This window comes from Thiocystis violascens DSM 198, from assembly GCF_000227745.2.
Classification (GTDB): Bacteria; Pseudomonadota; Gammaproteobacteria; order Chromatiales; family Chromatiaceae; genus Chromatium; species Chromatium violascens.
Genome location: NC_018012.1, coordinates 1451029 through 1476300, shown reverse-complemented (window position 1 = coordinate 1476300; position 25272 = coordinate 1451029). Strand labels below are relative to the sequence as shown.

The following is a 25272-nucleotide window of genomic DNA, read 5'->3' as shown; positions in this document are numbered from 1 at the left end:
CCATGAACCAAGACACCGTCAATAAATCCGTCGTCCTGCTGATGACGCTCGGGATCTCGGCGTTGTTTTTCGCCATGATCCAGCAGTTTCTGATGACCCTGTTCCTCGCGGGGCTCTTCAGCGCCCTAGCGCGTCCCCTGTTCCTACGTTTTCAGGCGCTGCTCGACGGCAACCGTCACCTGGCATCCCTCTTGACCCTGCTGCTGATCGCGGTGGTGATCCTGATCCCATTGATTCTGCTGGTCGGCGTCCTGATCGGTCAGGCGCTCGATGTGAGCCAGATGATCACGGTCTGGTTCAAGGGGGCTTTCACCGATCCCGGCGCGGTCGACACCTATCTGCGGCATATACCGTTTTACGACCAATTGAGCATCAATCGCGACCAGATCATTCAGCAGGCCGGCGCGCTGGCAACCGTGATCAGCCGGCTCCTGGTGGAATGGGTCTCGTCCGTGACGCTCGGGACCGCGAATTTCGTCTTCATGGCGTTCGTGTTTCTGTACAGCATGTTTTTTCTGCAGATGGATGGGCCGAAGCTGCTCGAAAAGGCGCTTTACTACCTGCCGCTGAAGACCAGCGAAGAGCGGATGATGCTCGCCAAATTCACCTCCGTGACGCGCGCGACCCTGAAAGGTTCGCTCCTGATCGGTCTCTTGCAAGGTAGTCTGGCAGGCATCGCCTTTGCCGTCGCGGGTATTCCCAACGCGGTCTTCTGGGGGACCGTGATGGCGCTGCTGTCGGCCATCCCCAATGTCGGGGCCGCGCTGGTTTGGATTCCCGCCGTGGCGATCCTGATCCTGCAGGGCGATGTCGGCGCCGGCGTCGGGCTGGCACTCTTCTGCGGCCTGATCGTCGGGAGCCTGGACAATGTCCTGCGGCCGATCCTGGTGGGCAAGGACACCAGGATGCACGAGCTGATGATCTTCTTGAGCACCCTGGGCGGCATCCTCATGTTCGGGCTGCCGGGAATCTTTATCGGCCCCGTGATCGCCTCGCTCTTCATCTCGATCTGGGAGATCTACGGCGTCGAGTTCGCCGCGATCCTGCCGGATGTGCATACCGTCCTGAGCGATTCTGCGGATCGCTGCGATCGCGCCGACATTCGCGATACTTCCGCGCCAGATGGACCGGATTCGAACGCCGTCACGGAGAGCGACCAGCAGGGACAGGCTGCGGGAACTTCACTTTCCGCGGGGCCGGCTTCCGCAAGCACTGAGGCAAACAATCGGAGCGGCATTTCGGAGGTTGACTGAAAAGGCGTTCGGGCGTATATTTCCGCGTCTTCGTAACGGGTCGCGCGATCTGAGCCCCGATCCGAAGCCGGGGTATAGCGCAGTCTGGTAGCGCGCCTGCTTTGGGAGCAGGATGTCGGGGGTTCGAATCCCTCTACCCCGACCAACATGCGAAACAAAACAGGTAATGCGTTCGCTGTACATTGCCTATGACGCGCCCGAATTAAGCGCCCGTAGCTCAGTTGGATAGAGCAACGGCCTTCTAAGCCGTGGGTCGCAGGTTCGAGTCCTGCCGGGCGCGCCAATAGAACGAAGATCGATTTTCAATGGTGGACGTAGCTCAGTCGGTAGAGCGCAGGATTGTGATTCCTGTGGTCGTGGGTTCGATCCCCATCGTCCACCCCAATATAGAAGCGGTTGTGTCAGCCAAGGTTCTATCCTCATGGCCTCTCAACCTAAATCCCGAGATATCGGGTCGTTAGCTCAGTTGGTAGAGCAGTGGACTCTTAATCCATCGGTCGTAGGTTCGAATCCTACACGACCCACCAAATAAAACAGAGGGTTAGCCGAAAAGCTAGCCCTCTTTTTTTGTCTCTGGCACACTCACGGCACACTTCGCCCCAACAGACGGCAATCAATACTGCCTGTTGGTGTGCCATGACTGTAGCGGCGCGCGCCATTTGGCACCATTTCGCAAATGTTTTGGCACTTGGCGGATTTGTGATTTTTTGCGCTTCATTTGGCATCACTGACAAATGAAGCGCAAATTAACGGAGACTAAACCGCATACGCCTGGGTCGGGTTAGCCGCCGGAAAGGCGGCTCCGTCGCGCACGTTCACCGACTGCCCGACACTCAGCGCCCCAGACGCCTGCGCACGGACGAGCCCGCTCGCGGTGGCGACCTGCACCGCCGTCGCCGAGCAACGCACGACCACGCCGCGGCGCGCGGATGAGGTGCGCAGCAACGCTCTTAGCGTGTGCAATGGATAGCTAGACATCCGCGTCGACTCCGCTTGACATCATGGCATCAAACTCCGCTCGACGGTGAGGACGCTCGGCGCCTCGCCGGGCGCCAGCGTGTGGCGGATGCCGACAATCTTGCCGCGCCACTCTTCCCCTTGTGCCGGGTCGCTCACGGCAATCAGATCGCCCAGGCGCAGATCCAGGCGCGGGGCGACCAGCTCCAACGTGGTGGCGACGCGGGCATGGGCGCTGGCGTCCAGTTCCCCGCGCCCACGAGCAAGCGCGGCCTCCAGGCTATCGCCCAGCAGATCCTCGCGGATTTCGTCGCCCGGACGGTCGCCCCCATCCCGGTAGACTTCGATCGCCAGTGACATCGCTTAGCCCTCGCCGGCTAGGTGGCCGAGGATAAAGACCAGGATCGAGAAGTCGGTCAGGCCGGCGAGCGTGGCCGGACTGGTCAGGCGGTAGGCGTCGGCGCGGCAGGCGTACTTGACGCGCGCAACCGCCACGCCCTTGGCGCCCGCTTTGACCGTCGTCTGGTCTTGCAGGGACAGGCTGCCCAGACTGCGCCCCAGCCAGGTGACCGAGACGATTCCGGTGGCAGGCGTCGAGAGCGAGGCGGTATCGCTGTCGGCAAACGACAGATCGTCTTCTTTTTCGACCGTGAGGCCAGAGCCCACGCCCGCGACGGAGCCAGCGCTGGCGACTGGGGCGTCATAGGTGACGTTGCTCGATTTGTAGACCAGAAAGGCCGCGCTATCGCCAGGGGCAAAGCTGGTGACGCCGTTGTTGAGCCCATCGGGACGGCTGTCGATTTCGGCGGACAGGTGGCCAGAGGCGCTGCTGGCACTTTGATCGCCGAACGAGACGGTGATATTGGCGGTGACGGCCATCGGGTTACTCCACGGCAAGAAATTGGATGGTTTCGGTCCGAGCGTTGGTGGCGCGCCACTGCCAGGCGCGCGCCCGATACTGGAGCGACAACAGGCTGTAGTCCGCCTGGGCCGTCGTCAGGTCGCGCCCCACGACGCTGACGCGGCCCAGATCCGCGTAGCGGTAGGACTGCGCCCGGATGTCGGCCAGCGGATAGGCGAGCGTGGCGGCGCCGGACTGGATGACCACGAGTTCATCCTGTTCGGTCAGCACCTCGGTGCGCGGGCCGATCTGGGTGGCGGCGTCGCCGGTGTGCACGAGATCGACCGGGCGCCAGGGATGGGGGTAAGCGCGAATGGTGTAGGCATGCGGATCCTCGGGATCTTGCACGCTGTCGATCTGGATCTGATCGGCGGTCGCGGACGGGTCGCCGCTGGCGATGACGAAGCGGTTTTCGCGGCTCGCGGCCTCGGCTTGGTCGCGATGGGCAAGGAGGTCGCGGTCGGTGAGGGTGGCGACGGGCGTGGCGCTCGAATACGCGGGTGGCGAGACCGGATAGCGCGGGCGGGCCACCAGACTCCCGTCAGGGAGCGAGTCCAGTTCGCCCGCGACGGCGCCGACGATCTGGCGGGCCAACTCCAGCGGGGTGCCCTGGAGCGCGCCCGCGCTGTCGGGGAGGCGCCAGTTGGGCAGCTGCCAGGCGACGGGCTGTCCGAGCAGGCGTTCGACGACCGTTTGCGCCAGCTCGACGGCGCCCAGCGCGACCGGCACGGCCCAGGGCGTGCCCAGTAAGGCACCGGGACTGATGGCACTGAGGACGACACTTGGCGCGGCGTCGGCGCGGCTGAAGCGGCGCCCGTCGCAGATCAGGGCGATGGGTTGGCCCCAGAACAGCAGGGTGAGCGGATCGCCCAGCGCGATGCGGGCGTAGTCGTCTTCGTGCAGCACATCGAGCGCGGCGATCCACACCGGGGAGCCTTCGTCGGCGCTCAGTTCGGTGCCCTCGCCGAGCGGGACCACGCGACCGTCATGCAGGAGGTGGTTGGGGCCGGCCAGGATCTCGACGCGGGCATCCGGACAGGAGGACGCGGCGCGATGGCGGGCGGCCAGGGGGTTGGCGCTCAGCAGGCGCGCGGGAGAATGCTGCCAGGCGCGGACGGCGGACAGGATGGCGTGCAGCGAGACGTGACGGGCACGGGCCTGGACGGTCGGACCGAAGGGCGCGACGTGACGGGCACAGGCTTGGACGGTCGGACCGAAGGGCGCGACGTGACGGGCACAGGCTTGGACGGTCGGACCGAAGGGCGCGACGTGACGGGCGGCGCGCTGGCCGAATGGCGCCCATGCAACGGCATGATGAGCGGCGATCTTGTCGAGCCGAAGCTCGGACGGACTGGCGTGGCGCGCCGCCAGCGGCGCGCGCAGGGCGGCAGGCGACTGCCAGCGCGCGGCAACCGAGTCGCCATGCACCCAGGCGGGCGAGATGTGGCGCGCCGACAAGCGGGCCAGATCGCCAGCCGGTGCGGTATGGCGGGCAATCGCGGCATAACGCAGCGCGGCGTCCGCCCGATGGCGGGCGGCGACCTCGGAGCGACGCAAGCGCGCCGGGCTCGCGTGGCGACCGGCAATCCGGAGACGGACGGCGCTCGTCGCGGTGTGCCTGGCGCTCGCGATTGGCAGATCGCCAGCCGACGCCGTGTGCCAGGCGCTAACCGGACGGCGCAGCGCGGCGTCCGCCCGATGGCGGGCGCGCACCGGCACAGTGACGCCGGAGGCGGCGAAGGCGACGTGGATTGCCGCGCCGTCCGGCAGATCGCACGGCCCGCCGGCGAAGGCGACGTGGATTGCCGCGCCATCGGGCAGTGTGCACTCAGTCATCGACCGGCGTCCGCTCCGGCAGATAGATGTCGCAGCCGTCGCCGGCATCGGCGCGGATATGCAGATCGACGGCCAACCCGGGCGGTACGCGCAGCGCAAACGCGCCGCTGCCGGACGTGCTCAGGACGCGATTGAGCATCCGCCCGCTGGCGCGATGGCGGGCACTGACCCAGCGGGCGACGCCGGCGGAGCTTGCGTTGTTGATCGAGCCGGCGAGCGCGAGCCAATCGAGTTCCAAGCTCGCGCACAGATCCATGTCATGGATCAGGCAGGCGCGCGCCGGATAGCGCGTGCGGCTGATCACAACGTCCTCGCGCCCCAGGCTGAACATCAGCGGCGGCGCCTGTAGATCTCCAATGCTGCCGAGATCAGCCATGAATCAGTCCTCTCATGTCGGCGTGACCCAATCGGCGGAATCCAGGCTGAACGCGAGACGCCCAGCCGTGCCGCCCTTGTAGAGCAACAACAGATCCTTGCCGGCGAGCGCGCCGCGTCCCGCCAACGTATCCAGATGATTGCCTGGGAGCGGATGGATCGGGTTGAAGATGCCGGGCAAATGCCCGCGGACCAGTTTGGCGCTGGATCCGCCCTCACAAATGCGCAGATAGTCGAGCAGCAGGCTACCTGTGATGGGGTCTGGATAAGTCGGCCCGGACGTACCGGCGGAGGCATTGGCCGCTTGCGCCGTTTGCAGACAGCCGCACGGGTAGCCGTTGCCATCCTGCAAATAGGACGAGGCCAGATAATGCCCGGGGATGTCGGCACCCGTATCGATCAATGCGTTGGCTAACGATGTCGTCGAGGCCGCCGCCGTGGCCGCCTGCCGCCCGATCAAGATCGTGTGCATGGCATCGGATGGCAGATAACTGATGATCTCGCCAAATAGCCAGACATCCGTTGACGTGCTCGGCGCACCAATGTCTGTTACGGCATAGGCGACCCAGACATAAAAGGCGCGCGCATCGGCGATCACGATCCAGGGTCGCGCCGTGGCATCGGTGCCGTTGCTCTTGATCGGTCGAATCCCGCCAGCCAGTTGGGCCACTGTCGGAAACGCCCCGGTGCCGGTATCGGCCGCCGCGGTCATCGCCCGATAGCCGCGCGCGAGGCTGTACTGGGTCGGCGAATCATCGATATAGAGGTAATGCCGATTCCCCGACGCGGCACGGTAGACCGCTTTGTTGGTATCGTTATACGGCTTGCCCCAGCCCGCCGCCGCCTTGGCCCCGTAGCCATTAACCAAACAGGCATCCAGCAGGGCGATCAGGTCGCCCGCCGCCGCTGTCAAGACCGGGGCGCTGGCGTCGTCGGAGCGGTAGACGGTGACGCTCATCAGGCGCTCTCCCCTTCCACGCACACGCTGACCGGATCGCTACTGATCGCCGCCGCCCCGGCGGGCACGATGCGCCGATACCACAGCGGGCAGACGGCGGGGGAGGTGGTGAAGACCAGGGTATCGCCGGTGGCCGGCGTGCCGCCCCAGCCGTCGGCGTCGAGGGTGAAATAGGTGCCGCCGTTGGGGTTTGATGGGGACAGGTTGACGCCGGTCGAACCGGTACCGACCGCCCCGATCAGATCCCCGGAGACGCTGAGCGCGCCGGTGGCGTGGTCGGTGACGGTGACGGTCCAGGTCTGGTAGATGCCGCCGATCTGAGGCACGGCGATGGGATAAGCCGTGTCGTCATAGGTGACGCCGCCGGTCATGCTCTTGCCGCTCACGGCGGTCGCCAGATCGCCCGGCTCGATGACGCTCGCGATCTTTGCCCCGGCGCTGTAGGCGTTGGCCAGACCCGCCGTCAGGCCGATCGTGAGGGCGGTACCGGTATAGGAGATGCTGTCGATCTCGACGTATTCGGAGAGCCCGGTGTCGAGCAAGGTCGCGCGCGCGTCGATCCGGACCAGATCGCCGACTTGAAAGGGCTTCGCGGTCATGGCCGAAAAATCGGCCTCGGTGGTGACGCTGATCTCGGTGTCGGCGGCATCGGCGGCGCTGGCCAACGTGCCGTAGCCGTAGGGTCGCGCGGTCACCTGATCCTGGGTGTCGACCAAGGTGCCGGAATAGAGCAGCACATGACTGTCTCCCGGGGTGCCGATCTCGATCGAGAGCTTGGGATCGACCAGGGTCAGGTTGTCGGCATTCTTGACCGCGACGAAGACCTTGCGCCAGTGTTCGACGCCCGCCGCGCGCTGGGCGGCGCTGACATCGGGGAAGAGGTTGTTCTTGACGCCCGAGACGATCAGGGCCTCAGTGCAGCGCCCGCCATTTTGGGCAGGCACGGTATCGGATTGCAGCGCGGGGCGGAACCATTGAAGTTCGGCGGTCAGGATAGACATCGGGCCTCCAGCATTAAACGGTGAAGAATTTGACGGTGCCAACGACGAAATCGCTGTCGATGGGATCGGCGTAATCGACCAGCGGGGACAGGTCGAGCGCGGGGGGATCGTGGTGGCGGAACATGACCTGGAAGACGGCGCCGCGTAGGGTCAGGGGATAGCTGGCGCCGACGACGGCCGCGAACGCCTCCAGCGCGAGCGCCTGGGCGCGGATGAGCGGGTGGTCGGCCGGGGCAACCAAAGTGATCGAGCGCCCGGCGGCGAGTGTGCGCGGGTAGACGACCAGCCCGCCGTCGAGACGCCGGCGCACGCTTTGGCCGATGACGCCGGTGTCGAATTCGTCAGGCCAATCCAGGCCGTCGGGGAGGATGAGGGTGTCGAGTTGGATCACGTGCGGTCTCCGAACAGCGCGCCCCACCAGAACCCGGCGGCATCGTCGATCGGCAGGATGGCGACGCCGATGTCTGCCCAGTCGGCGTGGACGAGATTGGCGTAATGCGCGGGGGAATTCTCCCAGGCGGCCATGACGAGCGCGACGGTCGCGTGCCCGAGCGCGAGGTTTTCGCCCGCGCTGGTGGCGCCAGCACCCTCATAGCCTGCGGCAATGGCGCGATCGAGCGGCTGGCTGCCGCCGTCGCCCGTGTGCGAGATGCCGCTGTTCTCGGCCTTGAGCCAGGCGAGATGACCCGCGATGGCGGCGGTCAACTGGGCGTTTTGCGCGAGCGCGCCGAGACCATGCGCGGCGCGGAACTGGTTGTGGGCGGCGATCAGTTCCGCCTCGGTCGGGGTCGGTCCGGTCGGCACGGTACCGCCGCCGGCGCAACCGCCGGTCTCTGGTTTGACGCTCTCGGGGTCGGGCGCCAGGAGGCAGGCGCGCGGGGTCAGGACGCCTAGGTTATCGAGCAGATAATCGTCGAAGGCGAGCCCGGTTTGACTGCTGCCTGACGCGACGGCATAGCGCGAGCGGTACGGCGGGAGCGCGCCGGTGCGGTCGTCATGATCCCATTTAAGGACGGTCAGGCGGGTGTCGCCATCGGGCGCGAGGACGCTGCGGGTGTCGAGGTCGAACCAAGTGGTGGCCTGGACCGTCGAGGGGCGCTTTAAAACGTTGCGCAGGTTGTGGCACATGGCGCGGTTTAATTCAAGAATGGCACCGGCATCATCGGCGATCTGCTCGCCATTGGCGTCGATCCCGTCGGGGATCATCCAGTTGCGCGCGGTGGCGTCCGATTCGTCGGGGACTTCCAGTAGCTGTAGCGGCCTGCAAACATCCGCGGCCCGACCTGCAAACATCGCAATTTTCGACCCGAATTAACTGCAAATATCGGGGGTCCAGGACCCGGATTATTTGCAAATGAGCCGACATTAACTGCAAACAGCCTGCAAACATCCGCGCCGGCCCAGATTAACTGCAAACGGCTGAATGAGCCGGCCACACTCACACCGGCAGCCCCGCAGCCAGTAACTGGCCATGCAGTTCCTGGGTCCGCCCCGGTGCCAACTGGCCGTGCAGAAAGGAGCGAATCTCCGCCGGGCGGACGTTGAGTAGATCGGCCAACGCCCGGGTGTTGTAGCCGTAGCGGGTCAGGGTCGCCTCCAGGGCATCAATGTCGGCCGCCAGGACGGCTTCGATGACCTCCAAGGTCACCGGCTTCTGCCCGACCTGATAGGCCGCCTCCAGCGCGAGCGTCAGGTACTGCTCGATCTGCAACGGGGTGGACAGTGCTGCGGCCAGGCGCTCGCGGGCCTCCGCGGTCAGCAGATCGGCCGCCGTTGCGGGGGCGCATTGCTCCAGCAACCAGTCCAGATAGGCCAACTCCTGCCCTTTGATCCCGTCCAGCCAGAACAGGGTGGTCCGGGCGCCGATCTCCTCCAGGGCTGGCCGGCGCAGATCGTTCCTGAGCTTGGGGTGACCCACCAGGACCACGGACAGGGTGCCGCCGTTGTTCTGGACCAGTTCGATCAGGCGCTTCAGCCCGACCAGGGTCTTGGGGTGCAGGTCGTGCGCCTCATCGACGAACAGGGCGACCGGCTTCTTGCGCTTGGCGATGACCTCGATGAGCTTGCGCTCGCGCTTCTCCGGCTGGGTGGGGACCTTGAAGTCCTTCTCGGTCAACAGGTCGTAGAACAGGGCCAGCATCAGGGTGCCAAGGTTGATCCGATGTTTGTCCACCGCGAGCGACTGGGAGACCAGGATCTCGCGCTCGTCCTTGAGGGCCTCGGTCAGCCGGTGCAGCGTGGTGGTCTTGCCGCAGCCGACCAGTCCGACCAGGGCCAGGAGTTGACCGCCATGGATGGCGATCTTGATATCGTCGAAGACCCGGCGTTGCTGGGCGGTTTCGAAATAGCCGGCGCGCGGCAGTCCGCGGGTTAGCCCAAAGTGCTTCATCACCTCGCTCTGCATGCCGGTCAGCCTCCGCGCAGGGGTTTCAGATGGGTCCGCGCGTCGTCGATGACGTCGACCTTACGCAGTGACTCGGCCAAGGCGACATCAAGCGCGGCCAGCGCCTCTGCCGGCAGCTTGGCCAAGGGGGTGCCCAGGTACTCAGCGATGGCGCGTTTTGCCGCGACCGCCGTAGGAAAGGCCAGATCTTGGAACGGGTCCGGATCGACGAAGGGCGTCTGCGCGACGACGGGCCCTGGCGCCAGTCCTACCGAGGCGGCTGGACCGCCCCACACGGACCCTGGCAGGGCCAGTTGTTCAGCCAAGGCTGCGATGCGCTCAGCGCGTTGCTGGGTCTTGGTCTTTTTGAACGAGCGGTAGCGATGCAGGGGAATCGGCCCGCCGACCGGGTCGTAGGGGCCAAAGCGCCGCTCACCGTGCTCGACATAGAGGGCGTTGTCGAACAGTCCCCACCACAGAATCACGTCCTCGCCGGCCAGATCAGGGTCGACCTGGTAGAGGGTCCCCTCTAGGGAGACCCGGGCGTCGACCCCGACCTTGCGCCGCTCGGGCTCGCGGGCGAAGGTGCCGAAACGCTCCCAACTGCACATGGCGCGCACCCCATCCGGGGGCAGGTTGGCCAGCCAGTCATCGATCCGCGCATGGGGCTCGCGGCGGTGGGGCATGCGGTTGTAGTGGATCAGGAAGCGCAGCAGCCAGGCGTTCGCCTCGGCCTCCGTCTCCGGCGCGTGCAGGTGGTAGAGGGTCTCATGCATCTCCTTGACGCTGCGAAAGGGCCGCTCGACCTTCCCCTTGGCCCGGGCCGTCGGACGCCGCCCGTCGCTGTCCTTGGGCATGTGGGTGCGCACCTCGATCCCGAGGTAGTCCATGACGCGGTGGAAGATCAGGCTCTTGCCGATCGGCCCAGAGTCCATGTAGAGCATGGCCGGGCGTCCCTGGAATGGCAACTCGGGGTCGGACTTCGGGGCCATCGCGTTGAACAGGAAGCGCAGCGCCGCCTCCACATCCTCGCCATAGACGCCGTGGTACTCCTGGTAGGCGACCCCGCTGCGGTCATCGACCACGCTGTAGAGCATCAGCAGCGGATGCCCGCGGCCCTCCTCGAACCAGGCCGGGCGCGCGACCTGTTTCAGATCCGACGGGCTCAGATCGAACTGCCAGCAGTCGTTGCTGTGGCGGGCCTCGAAGCGCACCGCCGGCGGGACCCGGGTCAGGGTCCGGTCGTCGAAGCCCCACTGCTTGAGGTAGTGATTCACGGTGCTACGGGTCAGCACCGCGGCCGGGGCACGCAGCAGCCCCGCGGGGGTCTCCACACCATGCTCTTCGAGCAAGCGGATGGCCTGGACGGTGGAGAGGTGGCGCCCCTTCTTGTTGCTGGTGCGGATCTTCAGCGCCGCAATCACCTCGCAGTCGTGCTCAAGCTCCGCCGGGGGCAGGACCCGCGGCACCCCGCGGTCGGCGCGGTTCAGGGCCTTGGGCCGGGCGCGTGCGCGCAGTGCCCGATAGAGCGCGTCCTCCGAGACCCCGTACAGAGCGGCCGTCTGCTGGATCAGCGCCCGGCGCTCCGGGCTGCGCGGCGCCAATGCGGCGCGCCGACGGCACAGGTCCAGCAGGGCTTCCGGCGGGAGTTGGTGACGCGTCATGGACGCACCACTCCCGGGCGACGCCCTAACGGCCCTGCGCGGCCGGGCCCGGGGTGCCGATCGGCACCCCGCGGTGGCGCAGGTAGTCGTAGAGGGTACTTTTGGCGATGCCAAGCTGGGCGGCGATCTCGCGCACCGATAGGCGCCGCTCGCGGTAGAGGGTCTCGGCGGCGCAGGCGGTTTTCTCAGCCTCGGGCGGTAGGCCCTTGGGGCGCCCGCCCAGGCGACCGCGAGCACGCGCAGCGACCAACCCGGCCTGGGTGCGTTCGCGGATCAGATCCTTTTCAAATTCAGCCAGCGCGGCGAACAAATTGAACACCAACCGACCCTGGGAGGTGGTGGTGTCCAGTGGATCGTTGAGGCTCTTGAGCCCGACCTGCTGTTCCAGCAGTACGCCAGCCAGTTCGACCAAGTGACGCAGGGAACGCCCGAGACGGTCGAGTTTCCAGATCACCAGCACGTCGCCCGGGCGCAGCTCGCCCAGCAGGGTATCGAGGACCGGACGCGGGACCTTGGCGCCGCTGACGACCTCCTGGTAGACCTTCGCGCACCCGGCGCGGCGCAAGGCGTCGACCTGCAGGTCCAGGCTCTGGTCTTTGGTGCTGACACGGGCATAGCCGATGTCCATCTGCCGCTCCGCGAGGGGCTGGTGGTTTGATTTACTCGTCGTAGCTTAGGAAAAGCGGTCGCAGATTTCCACAACCGGTTATCCGGACCGTGAGACCGGGGTTTCAGGCGGTGCAGTCGGGTGGCACTGGCGGTCTGCTGACGGTCCGGAAAAACCCTCGTTTTGCCGAACCGATAGTGGCCGGCGAGTGCGGCTCAATGCAGGGGCGGCAGGACTGCGCCCGCCCGCCGCGCCGGCGGCCAGACGGTTTCACCTGGATCCTGGATGACCGTGCGGCGGCGACTGATCCTCCAGCGACGGCGGCCGATCAGCGCCAACCCGTTGGTCAAGAAAGGCGCGGGCGTCGTTTGCAGATAATCTGGGCCGGCGCGGATGTTTGCAGGCTGTTTGCAGTTAATGTCGGCTCATTTGCAAATAATCCGGGTCCTGGACCCCCGATATTTGCAGTTAATTCGGGTCGAAAATTGCGATGTTTGCAGGTCGGGCCGCGGATGTTTGCAGGCCGCTACAGGTAGAGACCGAGCGCGCTGTCCCATTGGCGCAATCCGCCGTCCGCCAGGACGCCGATGCGGTCGGCCATGGCGAAGGTTTCGATTTGATCGTGGGTGACCAGGATGGCGGTGACGCCCTCGCGGCGCAGTACCTCGCGCACCTCGCGCGCGAGCTGTTCGCGCAGGGTGGCGTCCATGCTGGAGAAAGGTTCGTCGAGCAGGAGCACGGCGGGGCCTGGGGCGAGCGCGCGGGCGAGTGCGACGCGCTGCTGCATGCCGCCGGAGAGCTGGTGCGGATAAAGCGCGGCGGCGTCGGCGAGACCGACCAGTTCGAGCAGTGACTCGACCCGCGCACGACGCGCGCGGCGCGGCAGGCGGCGAATGCCGAAGGCGAGGTTGCCGACGACCGAGAGGTGCGGGAAGAGCGCGAAGTCCTGAAACACCATGCCGACCCGTCTGGACTCCGGCGGCAGCGAGTGGCCGACGGCGGCGACACGCTGTTCGGCAAGCCGGATCTCGCCGCGGCGCAGGGGCTCGAAGCCGGCGATGGCGCGCAGCAGGGTGGACTTGCCGCAGCCGCTCGGCCCGATCAGACAGCCGATGGCGCCGGGTTCCAGGGTCAGGGAGATGTCGCGGACCACCGGCGGTCCGTCGTAGGCGACGCTGACGTGATGCAATTCAAGTGGATTGGACATGGCGTGACCGGGTGATGGAACGGCTGAGCAGAACGACCGGCAGCAGTCCGGCCAGGACGATGGTGAGCGCGGCCGGGGCGGAGTCGGCGAGGCGCTCGTCGGAGGCCAGCTCGAAGGCGCGCACCGCCAGGGTGTTGAAGTTGAAGGGGCGCAGGATGAGCGTGGCGGGCAGTTCCTTGAGCCCGTCGACGAAGACCAGCAGCAGGGCGGTGAGCAGACTGCCGCGCAGCAGGGGGATGTGGATGCGCCACAGCACTTGCGCGGGGGGCAGGCCAAGCGAGCGCCCGGCTTCGTCGAGCGAGGGGCGGATCTTGCCGAGTCCGGCCTCCACGGTTTGCAGCGAGACGGCCAGGAAGCGCACCAGATAGGCGAACAGCAAGGCGGCGAGGGTGCCGCTCAACAGCAGTCCGGTGGAGATCTGGAACTGGGCGCGCATCCAGGCGTCCAGGCTGTTGTCGAGCCAGGCGAAGGGGATGATGACGCCGATGGCGATGACGCTGCCCGGAATGGCGTAGCCGAGACCGGCGAGCCGGACCGAGGCGCGCACCGGGGGGCTGGGGTGCAGGCGCCGGGCGTAGCCGAGCAGCAGGGCCGGGACGAGGGCGAGCAGGGCGGCGGCGGCCAGTCCCAGGCTGTTGAACACCAGGCCGAGGAAGCGCGCGTCATAGGCGTCGCGGGCGATGGTGAGCGCCCAGACGGCGAGTTGCGCGGCGGGGACGAGGAAGCCGAGCAGCAGGGGCAGGGCGCAGAGCGCGATGGCCGCCAGCGCGTGGCGTCCGCGCAGCGGGTGGCGGCGCAGCGGGCGGTGGCGCTGACTGGTCTGGTGATAGCGGGCGCGGCGCCGGGAGTAGCGCTCCAGGGTGACGAGCACCAGCACGAAGCCGAGCAGCAGCGCGGAGAGCTGGGCCGCGCCGACCGGATCGCCCAGTCCGTACCAGGTGCGGAAGATGCCGGTGGTGAAGGTTTGGAGGCCGAAGTACTGCACGGTGCCATAGTCGGCCAGGGTCTCCATCAGGGCCAGGGACAGGCCGGCGGCGATGGCCGGACGGGCGAGCGGCAGGGCGATCAGGAAGAAGGTGCGCCAGGGTCCGTTGCCGAGGGTGCGTCCGACTTCGAGCACGCACACCGACTGACTGAGAAAGGCGGCGCGGGTGAGCAGGTAGACATAGGGATAGAGCACCAGGGTGAGCATGGCGACGGCCCCGCCGAGCGAGCGTATCTCGGGAAACCAATAGTCGCCGTGGCGCCAGCCGGCGAGGTCGCGCAGCCCGGGTTGCACCGGGCCGGCGAAGTCCAGCAGGCCGGTGTAGGTGTAGGCGATGATGTAGGCTGGCATCGCCATGGGCAGCAGCAGCGCCCATTCGAAGAAACCGCGGCCGCGGAACTGGCAGAGGCTGGTGAGCCAGGCGGCGCCGACCCCGATGAGCAGGGTGCCGACGGCGATGCCGAGCACGAGCAGGAGCGAGTTGGCCACGTAACTCGGGAGCACGGTGGCGGCCAGGTGCGGCCAGCTCCCGCCGCCGGGGAACAGCACGAAGCCGAGGATGACCAGCAGCGGCGTGGCCAGCAGCAGGGCGAGCGCCAGGCTCCCGAGCGTCCAGAGCCGGGAGGCGTGGCGGCCGGGCCGCGCCAGCGTCAGAGCCGGCGCCATGGGCGCCATGGCAGGGGCGAGCGGCGCCCCGCCCGCGGGCGCGAGGGCTGCGCCGGTGTCGATCCTGATGCCCGGTCAGCGCCAGCCGGCCCGATCCATGAGCTTGACGGCCTCGGCGTTCAGTTCGCCGAGCCGGGCGAGGTTCAGCGTGTCCGCCTTGAACTCGCCCCAGGTGGCGAGCGTCGCGCTCGGCGGCACGTCCGCGCGTACCGGGTATTCGCCGTTGGCCTCGGCGTACCAGGCCTGGGACTCGGGACTGGCGAGGAACTCGATCAGGGCGACGGCGGACTCGGGATGCTTGGCCGACGCGGTGAGGGCGGCGCCGCTCACGTTGACGTGGGTGCCGCGATCCTCCTGGTTGGGCCAGAAGACGCCCATGAGTTCGGCTGCGCTGCGATCCGCCGCCGATTCGCCGGTCAGCATGCCGGCGAGGTAGTAAGTGTTGGCGATGGCGAGCGTGCATTCGCCGGCGGCGGCGGCCTTGATCTGGTCGCGGTCCCTGCCCTTGGGCGGGCGCGCCAGATTGGCGACCAGGCCGCTGGCCCAGGCTTCCGTGGCCGCGACGCCGCGCGCGGCGATCATGGAGGCGACCAGCGACTGGTTGTAGACGTTGTCGGAGGAGCGGATGCAGACACGACCCTTGAAATCGGGATCGGCGAGCGCTTCGTAGGTGGAGAGGGTTGCGGGATCGACCTCGCTCTTGACGTAGAGGATGGGGCGCGCGCGCATGGTCAGGCCGACCCAGTGTCCCTCGGGGTCGCGGTAGGTCTCCGGGATCGTCCGAGCGAGGCTGTCGGAGGTCAGGGGCTGGGTCACCCCGGCGGCCTTGGCGCGGTGCAGGTTGCCGGCATCCACCGTGACGAGCACGTCGGCGGGCGAGTTGGCGCCCTCGCGTCGGAGTCGCTCAAGCAGTTCCTCGGGCTTGCCGGTCACCAGGTTGACCGGGGTGCCGGTCTGTTCGGTGAAGCGGTCGAGCAGGGGCTTGATCAACTCCTCTTTGCGGGATGAGTAGACATTGACTTCCGCGTCGGCGGCGAGGGTCGAGGCGGCAGGCTGGCGAGGACGGCGATGACGGTCAGGGCAGGGAAACGTGGTCTCACGAGTATGATCTCCAGTTGGGGGCAATTGGCGCGCGCCGCGGTCGAGCCGGGGCGCTTGGTTTGCAGATGATAATGCAAACGACTAACATTGCGAATATTCTCATCCGCAATCCATGCTCAAGGTGCGTAAGCTTATGGCCGGGGATGCGGGTGAGCAGGCAGGGTTTCCTGGAGTGTCAACCATGAAGATCATCGGAGAAATCGAATGAGTGAGCACCAAAGCGACGCGTCGGAACGCGGTCCAGGGATGGGAGCCGGAGGCCGGGGCGGCTCGCCGGACGCGGCGGCGCAGGGCACGGTCGGCGGTTACGGCGAGGCGTCGTCCGGATCGGCCGGCGGACAGGGTCAGGCCCAGGGCAGTGCTTACGCCTACGGACAGGCCGGCGCTTCCCAGGGGCGACAGGCCGAGGGTGCTGTCCGGGGCGGGCAGGGCGAATGGTCGACGTCGGGGCAGGGCCAGTCCATGCACGGCGCCGCCGGTGCGATACCGCCGGGACAAGGTCAGGCGCAGTATCCCCCGCTGGCGCCGGATCCCTGGGCCGGCGCGCCCTATCAGGGCTACGCCGCGCCTCCCCCTTTCGCGGTGGCTCCGCAAGCCTGGACCCCGCCCTACATGGCTCCACCGCCCTACATGGCTCCGCCGCATGCACCACCCTACAGCGCCTACGCCGGTTATCCACCACCGCCCCCTGGCGCCTATCCGCCCGATGCCTTTCAGGCGATGCCCCAAGGGCATGTCCATGGCGCTGCTCAGGGTGCCGGACAGGCGCATGGCGCCCGGATGACCGATCTGGTGGAGGAAGTCAGCAACGGCGGCAACGGGCTGACCACCCTGTCCAAGATGCTGAATGTCGACGATCCGGATTTCTGGAAGGGCGCTCTGGTGGGAGCCGCCGCCGTGTTGCTGCTGACCAGCGAGTCCGTGCAGCATGCCCTGTTCGGCTCCGGCGGGGATGGTAACGGCAACGGCAATGGCGGCAAGGAGTCGGGCACATGAGCGTGACCTACGAAACTCGGAACGATCCAGTACCCATGAGACCCGCCTATCCGGCGCAGCCCCATGCCGCGCTCGATTGTGCCGCCTTGATGCGCCTGGCGACCACGGGGGCCATCGTCGGCGGCAGCGCGGCCGCCGCGCACCAGGTGCGGCGGTTCCGGTCCGGCACCCAAACGCCGCAGGGCGCGCTGGCGGAGACCGCCAAGGCCGCCGCGATTGCGGGCGTCGCGACCGTCGCCGCGGGGGCCGTCGCCTCCAGCGTCGCGGAACAGGGGTTTGGCCGGCTGGGGCTGATGTTCCTGGTCGGCACGGCCGTCGTTTACGGTATCCAGACCCGCCTGGCGGGCAGCGAGGGCGAGTCATGAGCAGTTCGTCCCAGCAGCGCCACCGTCATGGGGTCACCAAGAACCTGGTCGAGGGCATCGGCGGCGTCCTGGTTGGCGCCGCGCTGGTGCTCCTGATGCGTGGTATCGTCAAGCGGCGCGCCGCCGAGAAGCCTGCGGCGGACCGGAAAAATCCATGATTTCAGCTACTTCGGGAGATTCGGAATGAGCCAGAACAATTATCAGCAGTACCCCGGCGCCGGCCAGTATGCCGCCGGACAGGCCGCCGGCGGCTATCAGGGCCAGGGCGCCATGCAGCCCGGTCTGCAGCAACCCTACGCTTATCCCGTCTACTACCAGCAACAGCAACAGCAGCCGGTTCGCTCGCTGTTGAGCATGCCGAACGACCGCTTTGTCAAGGGGCTGCTGATCGGTGCCGCCGTTACCTATCTGGTGACCAACGAGCAGGTGCAGCGCACGCTGATCAAGGGCGTGGTCAAGACCTGGTCGCTGCTGCAGGGCGGCGTCGAAGAGGTCAAGGAGCGCTTCGGCGACGCCGCCGCGGAGTTGCATCACGGCAGCCAGAACAAGGAGGGCTGAGCGGGCGTTCAGCTTCCAGCGTTCGGCCGCCAGCCAGGAACGGCATCGCCGTCGCGGCGGCGCGTGCCGACCTGCGGGCATCGGGTCGCCGATGGCTGGTCGCTGGCGGCCGATCGCCCGAGTCATCATGACTCCCATCTCCTATCGCCTTCTGCATGCGCTGCCCGGCCGGTTGCGTCTGCGCGTCCCCGCGCTGTCCGAGGTCGGTGTCGGCGAGTCGCTGCGCTACTGGCTCGATGCGCAGGACGGCGTCGAGGACGTGCGCATCAATCGCGCGGCGCGCAGTCTGGTCGTCGACTATGACCCGCGCCAGCTCGCGCAGGCGCGACTGCTGGCGTGGCTCGACGCCTTCGGGCCGCGGGCTGGCGCGAGTCAGATGCGCGACGCGCCCGACGATCCTTCCATCGCGCCGCTCGTCAGGAATGTCCTGACCCTGTTGCTGCTGCCCCTGCTGCCGCGCCCCGCGCAGCATGTGGCAACCTATCTGAATATCGGCTCCAAGCTGCTCAAGGGAGCGGACACCCTGATCCACGAGGGCGTCAAGGTTGAGGTGCTGGACGCCCTGGCGGTCGGGCTCTCGGCGAGTCGCGGCAAGCTCTATACCGCCAATATCACCGATTTGCTACTCACCCTGGGCGAGTACCTGGAGGAGCGCACCCAGCAGCAGTCCGACCGGCTGCTGCGCCGGCTGCTGCGCCCGGCTCCCGCCACCGCCTGGGTCGAGCGCGACGGTCAGCTCGTGCAGATCCCCGGCGATCAGGTGCTGGCCGGCGAGCTTCTGGTCGTCGGCGTCGGCGAGACCATCCCGGTCGACGGGCGCGTCGTCGAGGGCGTGGCCATGGTCAACCAGGCCGCCGTCACCGGCGAGGACATGCCGATCGCGCGCGAGGCGCCCAAGCGCGTGGTCGCGGGCTCGGTACTGGTCGAGGGACGGCTGCGCATCGAGGCGACCCGGGTCGGCGACGACACGACCACCGCGCGGGTCGCTCGCTTCATCCAGGAGTCGCTCGACAAGACCTCGGAGACCCAACGCATGGCCGACGAGCTGGCCGACACGCGCGTCTATCTCACCCTCGGCTCGGCCGGCGCCGTCTACGCCCTGACCCGCGATCTCACGCGGGTGCAGTCGGTGTTCCTGGTCGATTATTCCTGCGCCCTCAAGCTCGGCACCCCGGTGGCCTTCAAATCCGGGCTCTATCAGGCCGCCAATCACGGCGTGCTGATCAAGGGTGGGGAGGCCATGGAGCGTCTGGCCGGGATCGATACCCTGGTGTTCGACAAGACCGGCACCCTGACCCACAGCGAACTGGAGGTCACGGATGTCGTGGTGCTCGATCCCCGGTGCGGAGAGTCCGAGGAGGTGCTGCTCGCGATGGTCGCCTCGGTCGAGGAGCATGCCACCCATCCCCTGTCCCAGGCCGTTGTCGAGGCCGCGCGCGAGCGCGATCTGCAGCACATCTCGCACGGCGAGGTGGACTACATGGTCGCCCACGGACTCAGCGCCAGGCTGGATTGCTGCCGCATCCTCGTCGGTAGCCGCCACTATCTGGAAGAGCACGAGGGCGTACGCTTCGAGTCGCACGAGGCGCGGATCGCGCGTCTGCTCGACGAGGGCAAGACACTGCTCTACGTCGCCAGCGAGCGCGGACCCATGGGCCTGATCGCGCTGCGCGACACCCTGCGCGAGGATGCCGAGGAGACCCTGCGGCGATTGCGCACACTGGGCATCGAGCGGCTGGTGATGATTTCGGGGGATCGTCAGGAGAAGGCCGAGGCGCTGGGCCGCACCCTGCGTCTCGACCAGGTCCACGGCGAGGTTCGCCCCGAGGAGAAGGCGGCTCTCATCATTGCGTTGCAGCGCGAGGGTCGCAAGGTCGGCTTCGTCGGCGACGGTATCAACGACGGTCCGGCACTGGTCGCCGCCGATGTCGGCATCGCCATGTCGCGCGGGGCGGATCTGGCGCGGGCGAGCGCCGACATCGTGCTGACCGACGACCGGCTGATCGCTGTCGCCGATGCCCGCGAGATCGCGCTCGGCACCATGAGCATCATCCGCACCAACTTTAACGCCACGGTTGGCATCAACACCGCCATCATGGCCGGCGCCCTCCTGGGCTGGCTTTCGCCCGTGGCGAGCGCGCTGCTGCACAACGGCACCACCCTCGGCGTGCTGGTCCATGCGCTGCGGGGCGCGCGTCCTGCCCAGAGGGAGAAAGCGATCGAGGTCGAGTGAAGGGGCTTGGTGAGTGTGAGAGCGCACCTTCGCCGCGCCGGGGCAGCGCTCCCACAAACAGTTTCCGCGGCGTCAAGCCTCAGTGGGTGATCGGCGGAGTGTCCGCATCGGCATCCTGTTTGGTCTCGGGATGCAAGGCAGGGCTGACGGTCACTGGCTCAAGGGCTTGACTCGGGTTTTCGATTCGCCGCGCTCAGGGAGCGCGCGCGCCGTCTTATTGTGCACGCTGGTCCGACTGCTCTTCGTGGTCGCGGGCTTGAAGCGCATGGTGTCCTGACAATAACCCAGCCGTCTGCCGCGTGCGTCGATCCGCTTGAGATCGAAGTCGAAGCGGTAGGTCCGCGGGTGATAGTCCCCCGGGGCGACGACGGCGAGGGCGGTCAGGAAGTCGGCGAAGCTGCTCCAGTGAAAGGGCACGCCCTTGCGGCTGGCGTTGTGCTGGAGGGCGTGATAGCGGCTGTAGAGGTTTTGCGTCCAGTCGCGTCCGAAGAGTGTCGAGGGGATGGCGCGACGCACCGGCCGCTCGTCCTCCACGAAGAACCCCGCGTTCTGCACGATGCGCGAGTGCATGAGGTCTTCGTGCCCGACATAGGCATGGTGGCCGCCATTGACCGGATCCAGGCCATTGCTCAGGTGCTCGCAAAGCGGGTCGCGCAGGCGGCTGAAGATCGCGACGATCTCCGAGTCGAATTGCTCGCCGGCGTGTCGGTTCAACTCGGCGAGGGCCGCGTCGGCGGCCAGCGCCTTACGGTAGGGCCGGCTCGAGGTCATGGCATCGAAGGCGTCGGCGATCCCAATAATCCTGGATTCCAGCGGGATCGCGTCGCCGGCGAGCCGCTCCGGGTAACCGTCGCCATCCACCCGTTCGTGGTGATGAAGCACGATGGTCGCGACCTCGTGGAAGGTCGGCAGCCGGCTGAGGATGTTGAAGCCGATGCGCGGGTGGCGCTGAATCTCGATCATTTCGTCGCGATTGAGCCGGCCGGCCTTGTTGAGCACCTGGTCCGCGATGGCGATCTTGCCGATATCGTGCAGATAGGCCGCGACCTCGATCCGCTGCCGGAGCACGGGGGAGAGCCGCAGCTCCCGCGCCATCATCTCCGAGTAGAGCGCGACCCGGAAGGAGTGTTCGTAGGTGTAGGGATCGCGCGCGTCCAGGGTGGTCAGCACGACATCGATCACTGCATGCAACTCAACGCGGTCAGGTATCGTCATTATTCCGTCCTCGTATGCTCCAGTGTGCCAAGTGGCTCCAGATCGAATGGGGTGGCCGCCCTGATAGGTAATAATAACGATTATTATCCGCTTTCGACAGATGATCTTCACCCCTGTAGGGGCAAATTCAATCGCGACTTGGGTGCACGGATGCGGGGGATGCGGGGGCGAATGAATTCGCCCATACAGGTCGCTCGGGAGATCTTTGTCGAACCATGAACGGCTTCAATATCAGCCTGCCGGTCGCGGATTCTCGGGTGATTCGGCAAAGTTCGGGGTGTGGCGTTGCTCGGGATAGTCCGCGGCAAGCTCGTGCCAGGCCATGATCCCGTTGCGTCCATTGTTCTTGATCAAGTAGAGGGCGTCGTCGGCGCACTTGACAATGTCCTGGGTTGTGCGCGGGTGCTCGTCGACCGAGGTTCCGGATCGCTTGGCGATCACGTAATAACCGATGCTGACGGTGATCTGGACACGGGTTTCGGAGTCCAGTTTGATGTGCTGCTTGCGCAGCCGTTCATGGAGCCAGCTCAGATGATTCTGGGTGTCGCTCGGGGAGGTGACGCAGGATCAGGGCGAATTCCTCCCCGCCGATCCGCGCGGCGACATCGGTTTTGCGGGTGTTCGCGCAAGAACCTCTGGGAGCGGATGAACCGCCATGGAGATGGAGCGGGATCCCGCCCAGGCCAACGCGCAATCCTTCTAGGGCGGTGTCCCGCTCAGCCGCCGGTCATCGACATGAAGCGGATGATCTGCTCCGGGCGCTCCTTGAACTCATGGCGCTCCGGCTTGAGCGCGATGGCGCGGCGCAGATGCTCGATCAGCTCCGCGTCGCCGATCCCTTCGCGCAGCAGCGGCAACAGCGGGTAGCTGCTGTCCTGGCCCAGACACAGATAGAGAGTGCCGTCGACGGTCAGGCGCACCCGGTTGCAGGTCTCGCAGAAGTGCTGGGAGATGGGAGTGATGAAGCCGATGCGCGTCTCGGTCGCGCCGACCCGGTAGTAACGGGCCGGGCCGCCACCGGGGAGGATGTCCGGGATCAGCGCGAAGCGCTGTTCCAAGCGACGCTTGATCGGTTCCAGATCCCCGAAGGCGCTCGCCGCGGCCTGTCCGGTGGCGCCCATCGGCATGGCCTCGATCAAACGCAGGGTGAAGCCGCGCGCGGCGCAGTAATCGAGCAGATCCTCGATCTCCCCGTCGTTGACCCCGCGCATCACCACGGCGTTGACGCGGATCGGATTCATGCCGACCTCGTGCGCCGCCGCGATGCCGCGCAGCACCCGGTCGAGATCGCCCCCGGTGATCTCGCGGAAAACCTCGGGGCGCAGACTGTCCAGGCTGACATTCAGGCGCCGTACGCCCGCGCGTCTAAGCGGTTCGGCGAGCGCGTCCATCTGGGTGCAGTTGCTGGAGAGCGAGAGATCTTCCAGGCCGGGTAAGGCGGACAGACGCCCGGCCAGTTCGGGCAGGTGGCGCCGCATCAGGGGTTCGCCGCCGGTTAGACGGACGCGCCGCACGCCCAGGGCCGTGAAGGCGCTGACGACGCGCTCGATCTCCGCGAAGGTCAGCCAATGCTCGGGTTCCTCGAAGCCCTTGAAGCCCTTGGGCAGGCAATAGCCGCAGCGCAGATCGCAACGATCGGTGACCGAGAGGCGCAGATAGTCGATGCGGCGGCCGAAGGGATCGGTCAGTGATGGGTGGCTCATCTTCGGGTGTCCTCTCTTAAATTGACGACTGTCGAATCCCAATCCGCTCACCCAGCCGAACCTGCTGCCCGGGAGCGAGGTTCGTGTCCCATGCGACCCGTCCGGGGGGAAACAGCAGAATCACGGTCGATCCAAGATTGAAGCGCCCCATCTCGGCGCCGCGTGCCAGGCGGATGGGGTCGGCATCGTTGCGATACTCCCAATGCTGAAGCGCGCGCCCCGAGTGCGGCGGCGTGATCGCGCCCGCCCAGACGGTCTCGATGCCACCGACGAAGATCGCGCCCACCAGCACCATGGCCATGTCGCCCGCCTCGGTCGCGAAGCGGCAGATCACCCGCTCGTTGCGCGCGAACAGCCCCGGCACGAGCTTGGCCGTGCTGTTGTTGACGCTGAAGAGTCGACCCGGCGCATAGGTCATTTCGGCGAGCGCGCCGGCGAGCGGCATGTGAATCCGATGGTAATCGCTCGGCGACAGATAGATGGTGGCGAAGACACCGCCATCGAACGGATGCGCCGCGCCGTTCGCCAGCCCCAGCAGCGCGTCGGCCCCATAGTCGTGTCCCTTGGCCTGGATCAGCCGTCCCGCCGCGATTCGGCCGATCTGGCTGATGGTGCCGTCCACCGGGCAGAGCACCGCGTGTGGCGCCGGGTCGAGCGGTCGGGCGTCCGGGCGCAGCGCGCGGGTGAAGAAGGCGTTGAAATGGGGATAGGCGGACAGTTCGGGCTCCTCCGCCAGGCTCATGTCGATCCGATAGAGTCGCGCGAAGGCGCGAATCAGGAGCGCCTTGAGCGGCCGCCAGCGCACGCGCGCGAGCCGGTGCATCAAGGTTGAAAGCCCGTGCTGCGGCAGGAGATGCTGAAGCGCGACGAACAGGCGTTCGCGCGGCGATGGGGTAGAGTGGTCGGTCATGAGTTTTTTAGATCACTGCGGTTCGTGTGCGTAAAAGAGCGCCTTGAGATCCTCGGCCATGGCGGCGCCCGTCTCCGTGTCCGGGAGCAAGGCCAGCAACTGGGCGCCAGGGCCGATGACATAGAGCGTCGGTGTTTCGTCCTCCAGCGAACTCAAGGCGTCGCGGAGCGGTGTGATCCGCGATGACTCCCCGCCAAGGATGAAGAGCGCGGTTGCAAGACCGGCGAAGTCGCGCGCCAGCGTCGGAGTCTCGGCGGTCGCGATCAGCACCAGCCGCAGCGCCTGTCCGAGCGTCGCCTGATCGGCGACCCGATTGCGGACATCGATCAGACGCTGCACGGCGAGCTGGCCGGATGCGCGCGAGAGATCGCCGAAGGCGAGCAGGCTCCAGCCGCTCTCCAGGGTCTTGCGGTCGAACGCGCGTCCGAATGGATCCTTCAGTTGAAAGTCAGGCAGGGTGACGGGCGGTCGCACCAGTACGCCGTCGATGGCGAGCGTTTCCGATGGTTGCTGTCGATAACGATTGCCCCATTGATACCCGAACATGAAGAGCGAGATGGCGCCCAACACGAAGACGATACGAATCCACAGACGGTGCCGGTTACGCAAAAACATCCGTTTGGTCCTCGACAAAGAACCGCTTGCGCGGCGTGTGCAGCATTCGCCCGTGGCTGGACATCAGCGGAACCAGTCCCCATTAAGAAGCGATGGAAGCGATCGCGCAGTATAGGGGCCGCGACCGACGCGGCTCAAGACGACGCTGAATTTTGTCCGATCGGATTCGAGAGAGAAGCGAAATGCGCGGGAAAATCGAAAAAACAGACGCAGAATGGCGGGCGGAACTCACTGGACAGCAATACCACGTCTGTCGCGAGAAAGGCACCGAGCCCGCCTTTACCGGCCAATATCATGCCTTCAAGGAGCGGGGTGTCTACCGTTGCGGTTGTTGTGGCGAACCGCTGTTCAATTCGGACGAGAAATTCGATTCGGGCACCGGCTGGCCGAGTTTCTGGCAACCCGCCAATCCCGAGGCGGTCGCGGAGAAGGTGGATGCCAGTCATGGAATGCGCCGCATCGAGGTCGTCTGTCAGGGGTGTGGCGCGCATCTTGGTCATGTCTTTCCGGACGGTCCGCGTCCGACCGGACTGCGTTACTGTATCAATTCGGTCGCGCTGGCGTTTCAGCCCGAACCCGAGCGATCCTGAAAAACGCCTGACCCGGCGGGTTGGGTATTCGACACCGCCCGCCCGCGGATTCTCCCTGAATAACCCGCGCCTCGTGCGAAACGCTTTCGATGCGCGCGGTTTCGTCACGCGATTTCTCCGTCCGAGAAGACGCCGTATATTATGATCCATCACGCGGGCGCCCGACCGCGCATCCACGATGCCCGCCTGAACG

26 protein-coding genes, 4 tRNA genes and 1 pseudogene are annotated in these 25272 nt (G+C 66.6%); 11 read left to right on the top strand and 20 right to left on the bottom strand.

Features of this window, described 5'->3' with window-relative positions; all coding sequences use genetic code 11:
- Positions 1–2 precede the first annotated feature (2 nt).
- The 5 genes from THIVI_RS06575 (at position 3) to THIVI_RS06555 (ending at position 1780) form a co-directional block, all read left to right on the top strand.
- Entirely contained in the window at positions 3–1253 is a 1251-nt protein-coding gene (locus THIVI_RS06575; protein ID WP_014777840.1) for an AI-2E family transporter, read from the top strand.
- A 68-nt stretch (positions 1254–1321) separates the two neighbouring features.
- A tRNA-Pro gene (locus tag THIVI_RS06570) sits at positions 1322–1398 on the top strand.
- A gap of 61 nt (positions 1399–1459) precedes the next feature.
- Positions 1460–1536: transfer RNA gene (locus tag THIVI_RS06565), tRNA-Arg, on the top strand.
- 25 nt (positions 1537–1561) lie between these two features.
- Positions 1562–1637 (top strand) — tRNA-His (locus THIVI_RS06560).
- Between the two features lie 67 nt (positions 1638–1704).
- Positions 1705–1780, top strand: a tRNA-Lys gene (locus tag THIVI_RS06555).
- A 229-nt stretch (positions 1781–2009) separates the two neighbouring features.
- On the opposite strand, the gene THIVI_RS06550 is transcribed toward THIVI_RS06555, so the two are convergent.
- From THIVI_RS06550 to THIVI_RS06480, 15 genes and pseudogenes are all read right to left on the bottom strand, one after another.
- Positions 2010–2231: a hypothetical protein gene (locus tag THIVI_RS06550; RefSeq protein ID WP_014777839.1), complete on the bottom strand. Its 222-nt coding sequence runs from the start codon at positions 2229–2231 to the stop codon at positions 2010–2012.
- 21 nt (positions 2232–2252) lie between these two features.
- A complete protein-coding gene (locus THIVI_RS06545) occupies positions 2253–2570 on the bottom strand; it encodes a hypothetical protein (RefSeq protein WP_041446860.1) in 318 nt (105 codons plus the stop codon).
- 3 nt (positions 2571–2573) lie between these two features.
- Positions 2574–3089 carry a hypothetical protein gene (locus THIVI_RS06540; RefSeq protein ID WP_041446859.1) on the bottom strand — a complete coding sequence of 172 codons (516 nt, stop codon included), beginning with the start codon at positions 3087–3089 and terminating at the stop codon, positions 2574–2576.
- Positions 3090–3093: 4 nt separating this feature from the next.
- The gene (locus THIVI_RS06535) at positions 3094–4947 is read right to left on the bottom strand and encodes a hypothetical protein (RefSeq protein WP_014777838.1); all 1854 of its coding nucleotides are present in this window, start codon (positions 4945–4947) and stop codon (positions 3094–3096) included.
- Positions 4940–5323 carry a hypothetical protein gene (locus THIVI_RS06530; RefSeq protein ID WP_014777837.1) on the bottom strand — a complete coding sequence of 128 codons (384 nt, stop codon included), beginning with the start codon at positions 5321–5323 and terminating at the stop codon, positions 4940–4942. The genes THIVI_RS06535 and THIVI_RS06530 overlap by 8 nt, the downstream gene beginning before the upstream one ends.
- Positions 5324–5335: 12 nt before the next feature.
- Entirely contained in the window at positions 5336–6280 is a 945-nt protein-coding gene (locus THIVI_RS06525) for a hypothetical protein (protein WP_014777836.1), read from the bottom strand.
- Positions 6280–7281, bottom strand: a complete 1002-nt coding sequence (locus tag THIVI_RS06520) for a hypothetical protein (protein ID WP_014777835.1) — start codon at positions 7279–7281, stop codon at positions 6280–6282. The genes THIVI_RS06525 and THIVI_RS06520 overlap by 1 nt, the downstream gene beginning before the upstream one ends.
- A gap of 13 nt (positions 7282–7294) precedes the next feature.
- Positions 7295–7672, bottom strand: coding sequence for a hypothetical protein (locus tag THIVI_RS22595; RefSeq protein WP_014777834.1), 378 nt, complete (start codon positions 7670–7672; stop codon positions 7295–7297).
- Complete coding sequence (locus tag THIVI_RS22590; RefSeq protein WP_014777833.1) at positions 7669–8574, bottom strand: CAP domain-containing protein; 906 nt, start codon at positions 8572–8574, stop codon at positions 7669–7671. The genes THIVI_RS22595 and THIVI_RS22590 overlap by 4 nt, the downstream gene beginning before the upstream one ends.
- A 145-nt stretch (positions 8575–8719) precedes the next feature.
- The gene (locus tag THIVI_RS06505) at positions 8720–9685 is read right to left on the bottom strand and encodes an ExeA family protein (RefSeq protein WP_014777832.1); all 966 of its coding nucleotides are present in this window, start codon (positions 9683–9685) and stop codon (positions 8720–8722) included.
- A 5-nt stretch (positions 9686–9690) separates the two neighbouring features.
- On the bottom strand, positions 9691–11328 hold the full coding sequence (locus THIVI_RS06500) for an IS481 family transposase (protein WP_014776774.1): 1638 nt from the start codon (positions 11326–11328) through the stop codon (positions 9691–9693).
- A 25-nt stretch (positions 11329–11353) separates the two neighbouring features.
- Positions 11354–11956, bottom strand: a complete 603-nt coding sequence (locus THIVI_RS06495; RefSeq protein ID WP_014776775.1) for a recombinase family protein — start codon at positions 11954–11956, stop codon at positions 11354–11356.
- A gap of 511 nt (positions 11957–12467) precedes the next feature.
- Positions 12468–13142: pseudogene (locus THIVI_RS06490) on the bottom strand (ABC transporter ATP-binding protein); the annotation flags it as partial.
- Complete coding sequence (locus tag THIVI_RS06485; protein WP_014777830.1) at positions 13126–14793, bottom strand: ABC transporter permease; 1668 nt, start codon at positions 14791–14793, stop codon at positions 13126–13128. The pseudogene THIVI_RS06490 and the gene THIVI_RS06485, both read right to left, overlap by 17 nt.
- A gap of 75 nt (positions 14794–14868) precedes the next feature.
- Entirely contained in the window at positions 14869–15918 is a 1050-nt protein-coding gene (locus THIVI_RS06480; protein ID WP_014777829.1) for a Fe(3+) ABC transporter substrate-binding protein, read from the bottom strand.
- Positions 15919–16098: 180 nt separating this feature from the next.
- On the opposite strand from THIVI_RS06480, the gene THIVI_RS06475 reads away from it, so the two are divergent.
- The 5 genes from THIVI_RS06475 to THIVI_RS06455 all read left to right on the top strand — a co-directional run bounded on the left by THIVI_RS06475 (position 16099) and on the right by THIVI_RS06455 (position 20046).
- Positions 16099–16890, top strand: a complete 792-nt coding sequence (locus THIVI_RS06475) for a hypothetical protein (protein WP_014777828.1) — start codon at positions 16099–16101, stop codon at positions 16888–16890.
- On the top strand, positions 16887–17255 hold the full coding sequence (locus THIVI_RS06470; protein ID WP_014777827.1) for a magnetosome protein MamC family protein: 369 nt from the start codon (positions 16887–16889) through the stop codon (positions 17253–17255). Before THIVI_RS06475 ends, THIVI_RS06470 begins: the two co-directional genes overlap by 4 nt.
- Positions 17252–17413 (top strand): hypothetical protein, encoded by a 162-nt coding sequence (locus THIVI_RS06465; protein ID WP_014777826.1) that lies wholly within the window; start codon positions 17252–17254, stop codon positions 17411–17413. The genes THIVI_RS06470 and THIVI_RS06465 overlap by 4 nt, the downstream gene beginning before the upstream one ends.
- 25 nt (positions 17414–17438) lie before the next feature.
- The gene (locus THIVI_RS06460) at positions 17439–17813 is read left to right on the top strand and encodes a hypothetical protein (RefSeq protein ID WP_014777825.1); all 375 of its coding nucleotides are present in this window, start codon (positions 17439–17441) and stop codon (positions 17811–17813) included.
- Positions 17814–17940: 127 nt separating this feature from the next.
- Positions 17941–20046: a heavy metal translocating P-type ATPase gene (locus tag THIVI_RS06455; protein WP_014777824.1), complete on the top strand. Its 2106-nt coding sequence runs from the start codon at positions 17941–17943 to the stop codon at positions 20044–20046.
- A gap of 150 nt (positions 20047–20196) precedes the next feature.
- Here THIVI_RS06455 and THIVI_RS22585 read toward each other — a convergent pair whose 3' ends face one another.
- The 5 genes from THIVI_RS22585 to THIVI_RS06430 all read right to left on the bottom strand — a co-directional run bounded on the left by THIVI_RS22585 (position 20197) and on the right by THIVI_RS06430 (position 24489).
- Entirely contained in the window at positions 20197–21261 is a 1065-nt protein-coding gene (locus THIVI_RS22585) for an HD-GYP domain-containing protein (RefSeq protein WP_014777823.1), read from the bottom strand.
- 231 nt (positions 21262–21492) lie between these two features.
- Positions 21493–21750, bottom strand: a complete 258-nt coding sequence (locus THIVI_RS06445) for a nucleotidyl cyclase domain-containing protein (RefSeq protein WP_342610610.1) — start codon at positions 21748–21750, stop codon at positions 21493–21495.
- Between the two features lie 227 nt (positions 21751–21977).
- Positions 21978–22964, bottom strand: coding sequence for a GTP 3',8-cyclase MoaA (moaA, locus tag THIVI_RS06440; protein ID WP_014777822.1), 987 nt, complete (start codon positions 22962–22964; stop codon positions 21978–21980).
- Positions 22965–22980: 16 nt separating this feature from the next.
- Positions 22981–23874: an archaetidylserine decarboxylase gene (asd, locus tag THIVI_RS06435; RefSeq protein WP_014777821.1), complete on the bottom strand. Its 894-nt coding sequence runs from the start codon at positions 23872–23874 to the stop codon at positions 22981–22983.
- 12 nt (positions 23875–23886) lie between these two features.
- The gene (locus tag THIVI_RS06430) at positions 23887–24489 is read right to left on the bottom strand and encodes a hypothetical protein (protein WP_014777820.1); all 603 of its coding nucleotides are present in this window, start codon (positions 24487–24489) and stop codon (positions 23887–23889) included.
- A gap of 182 nt (positions 24490–24671) precedes the next feature.
- Between THIVI_RS06430 and msrB the strand changes: the two genes are divergently transcribed.
- Positions 24672–25079: a peptide-methionine (R)-S-oxide reductase MsrB gene (gene msrB, locus THIVI_RS06425; RefSeq protein ID WP_014777819.1), complete on the top strand. Its 408-nt coding sequence runs from the start codon at positions 24672–24674 to the stop codon at positions 25077–25079.
- Positions 25080–25272 lie beyond the last annotated feature (193 nt).

Coding starts and splice junctions, on each gene's coding strand:
- THIVI_RS06470 (WP_014777827.1), top strand. CDS start 16,887: ATGAGCGTGACCTACGAAACTCGGAACGATCCAGTACCCATGAGACCC.
- THIVI_RS06525 (WP_014777836.1), bottom strand. CDS start 6,280: ATGAGCGTCACCGTCTACCGCTCCGACGACGCCAGCGCCCCGGTCTTG.
- THIVI_RS06500 (WP_014776774.1), bottom strand. CDS start 11,328: ATGACGCGTCACCAACTCCCGCCGGAAGCCCTGCTGGACCTGTGCCGT.
- THIVI_RS22585 (WP_014777823.1), bottom strand. CDS start 21,261: ATGACGATACCTGACCGCGTTGAGTTGCATGCAGTGATCGATGTCGTG.
- THIVI_RS06430 (WP_014777820.1), bottom strand. CDS start 24,489: ATGTTTTTGCGTAACCGGCACCGTCTGTGGATTCGTATCGTCTTCGTG.
- THIVI_RS06530 (WP_014777837.1), bottom strand. CDS start 5,323: ATGGCTGATCTCGGCAGCATTGGAGATCTACAGGCGCCGCCGCTGATG.
- THIVI_RS22590 (WP_014777833.1), bottom strand. CDS start 8,574: ATGTTTGCAGGTCGGGCCGCGGATGTTTGCAGGCCGCTACAGCTACTG.
- asd (WP_014777821.1), bottom strand. CDS start 23,874: ATGACCGACCACTCTACCCCATCGCCGCGCGAACGCCTGTTCGTCGCG.
- moaA (WP_014777822.1), bottom strand. CDS start 22,964: ATGAGCCACCCATCACTGACCGATCCCTTCGGCCGCCGCATCGACTAT.
- THIVI_RS06520 (WP_014777835.1), bottom strand. CDS start 7,281: ATGTCTATCCTGACCGCCGAACTTCAATGGTTCCGCCCCGCGCTGCAA.
- THIVI_RS06535 (WP_014777838.1), bottom strand. CDS start 4,947: ATGACTGAGTGCACACTGCCCGATGGCGCGGCAATCCACGTCGCCTTC.
- THIVI_RS06550 (WP_014777839.1), bottom strand. CDS start 2,231: ATGTCTAGCTATCCATTGCACACGCTAAGAGCGTTGCTGCGCACCTCA.
- THIVI_RS06455 (WP_014777824.1), top strand. CDS start 17,941: ATGACTCCCATCTCCTATCGCCTTCTGCATGCGCTGCCCGGCCGGTTG.
- THIVI_RS06495 (WP_014776775.1), bottom strand. CDS start 11,956: ATGGACATCGGCTATGCCCGTGTCAGCACCAAAGACCAGAGCCTGGAC.
- THIVI_RS06485 (WP_014777830.1), bottom strand. CDS start 14,793: ATGGCGCCGGCTCTGACGCTGGCGCGGCCCGGCCGCCACGCCTCCCGG.
- THIVI_RS06505 (WP_014777832.1), bottom strand. CDS start 9,685: ATGCAGAGCGAGGTGATGAAGCACTTTGGGCTAACCCGCGGACTGCCG.
- THIVI_RS06475 (WP_014777828.1), top strand. CDS start 16,099: ATGAGTGAGCACCAAAGCGACGCGTCGGAACGCGGTCCAGGGATGGGA.
- THIVI_RS06460 (WP_014777825.1), top strand. CDS start 17,439: ATGAGCCAGAACAATTATCAGCAGTACCCCGGCGCCGGCCAGTATGCC.
- THIVI_RS06465 (WP_014777826.1), top strand. CDS start 17,252: ATGAGCAGTTCGTCCCAGCAGCGCCACCGTCATGGGGTCACCAAGAAC.
- THIVI_RS06575 (WP_014777840.1), top strand. CDS start 3: ATGAACCAAGACACCGTCAATAAATCCGTCGTCCTGCTGATGACGCTC.
- THIVI_RS06545 (WP_041446860.1), bottom strand. CDS start 2,570: ATGTCACTGGCGATCGAAGTCTACCGGGATGGGGGCGACCGTCCGGGC.
- THIVI_RS06540 (WP_041446859.1), bottom strand. CDS start 3,089: ATGGCCGTCACCGCCAATATCACCGTCTCGTTCGGCGATCAAAGTGCC.
- msrB (WP_014777819.1), top strand. CDS start 24,672: ATGCGCGGGAAAATCGAAAAAACAGACGCAGAATGGCGGGCGGAACTC.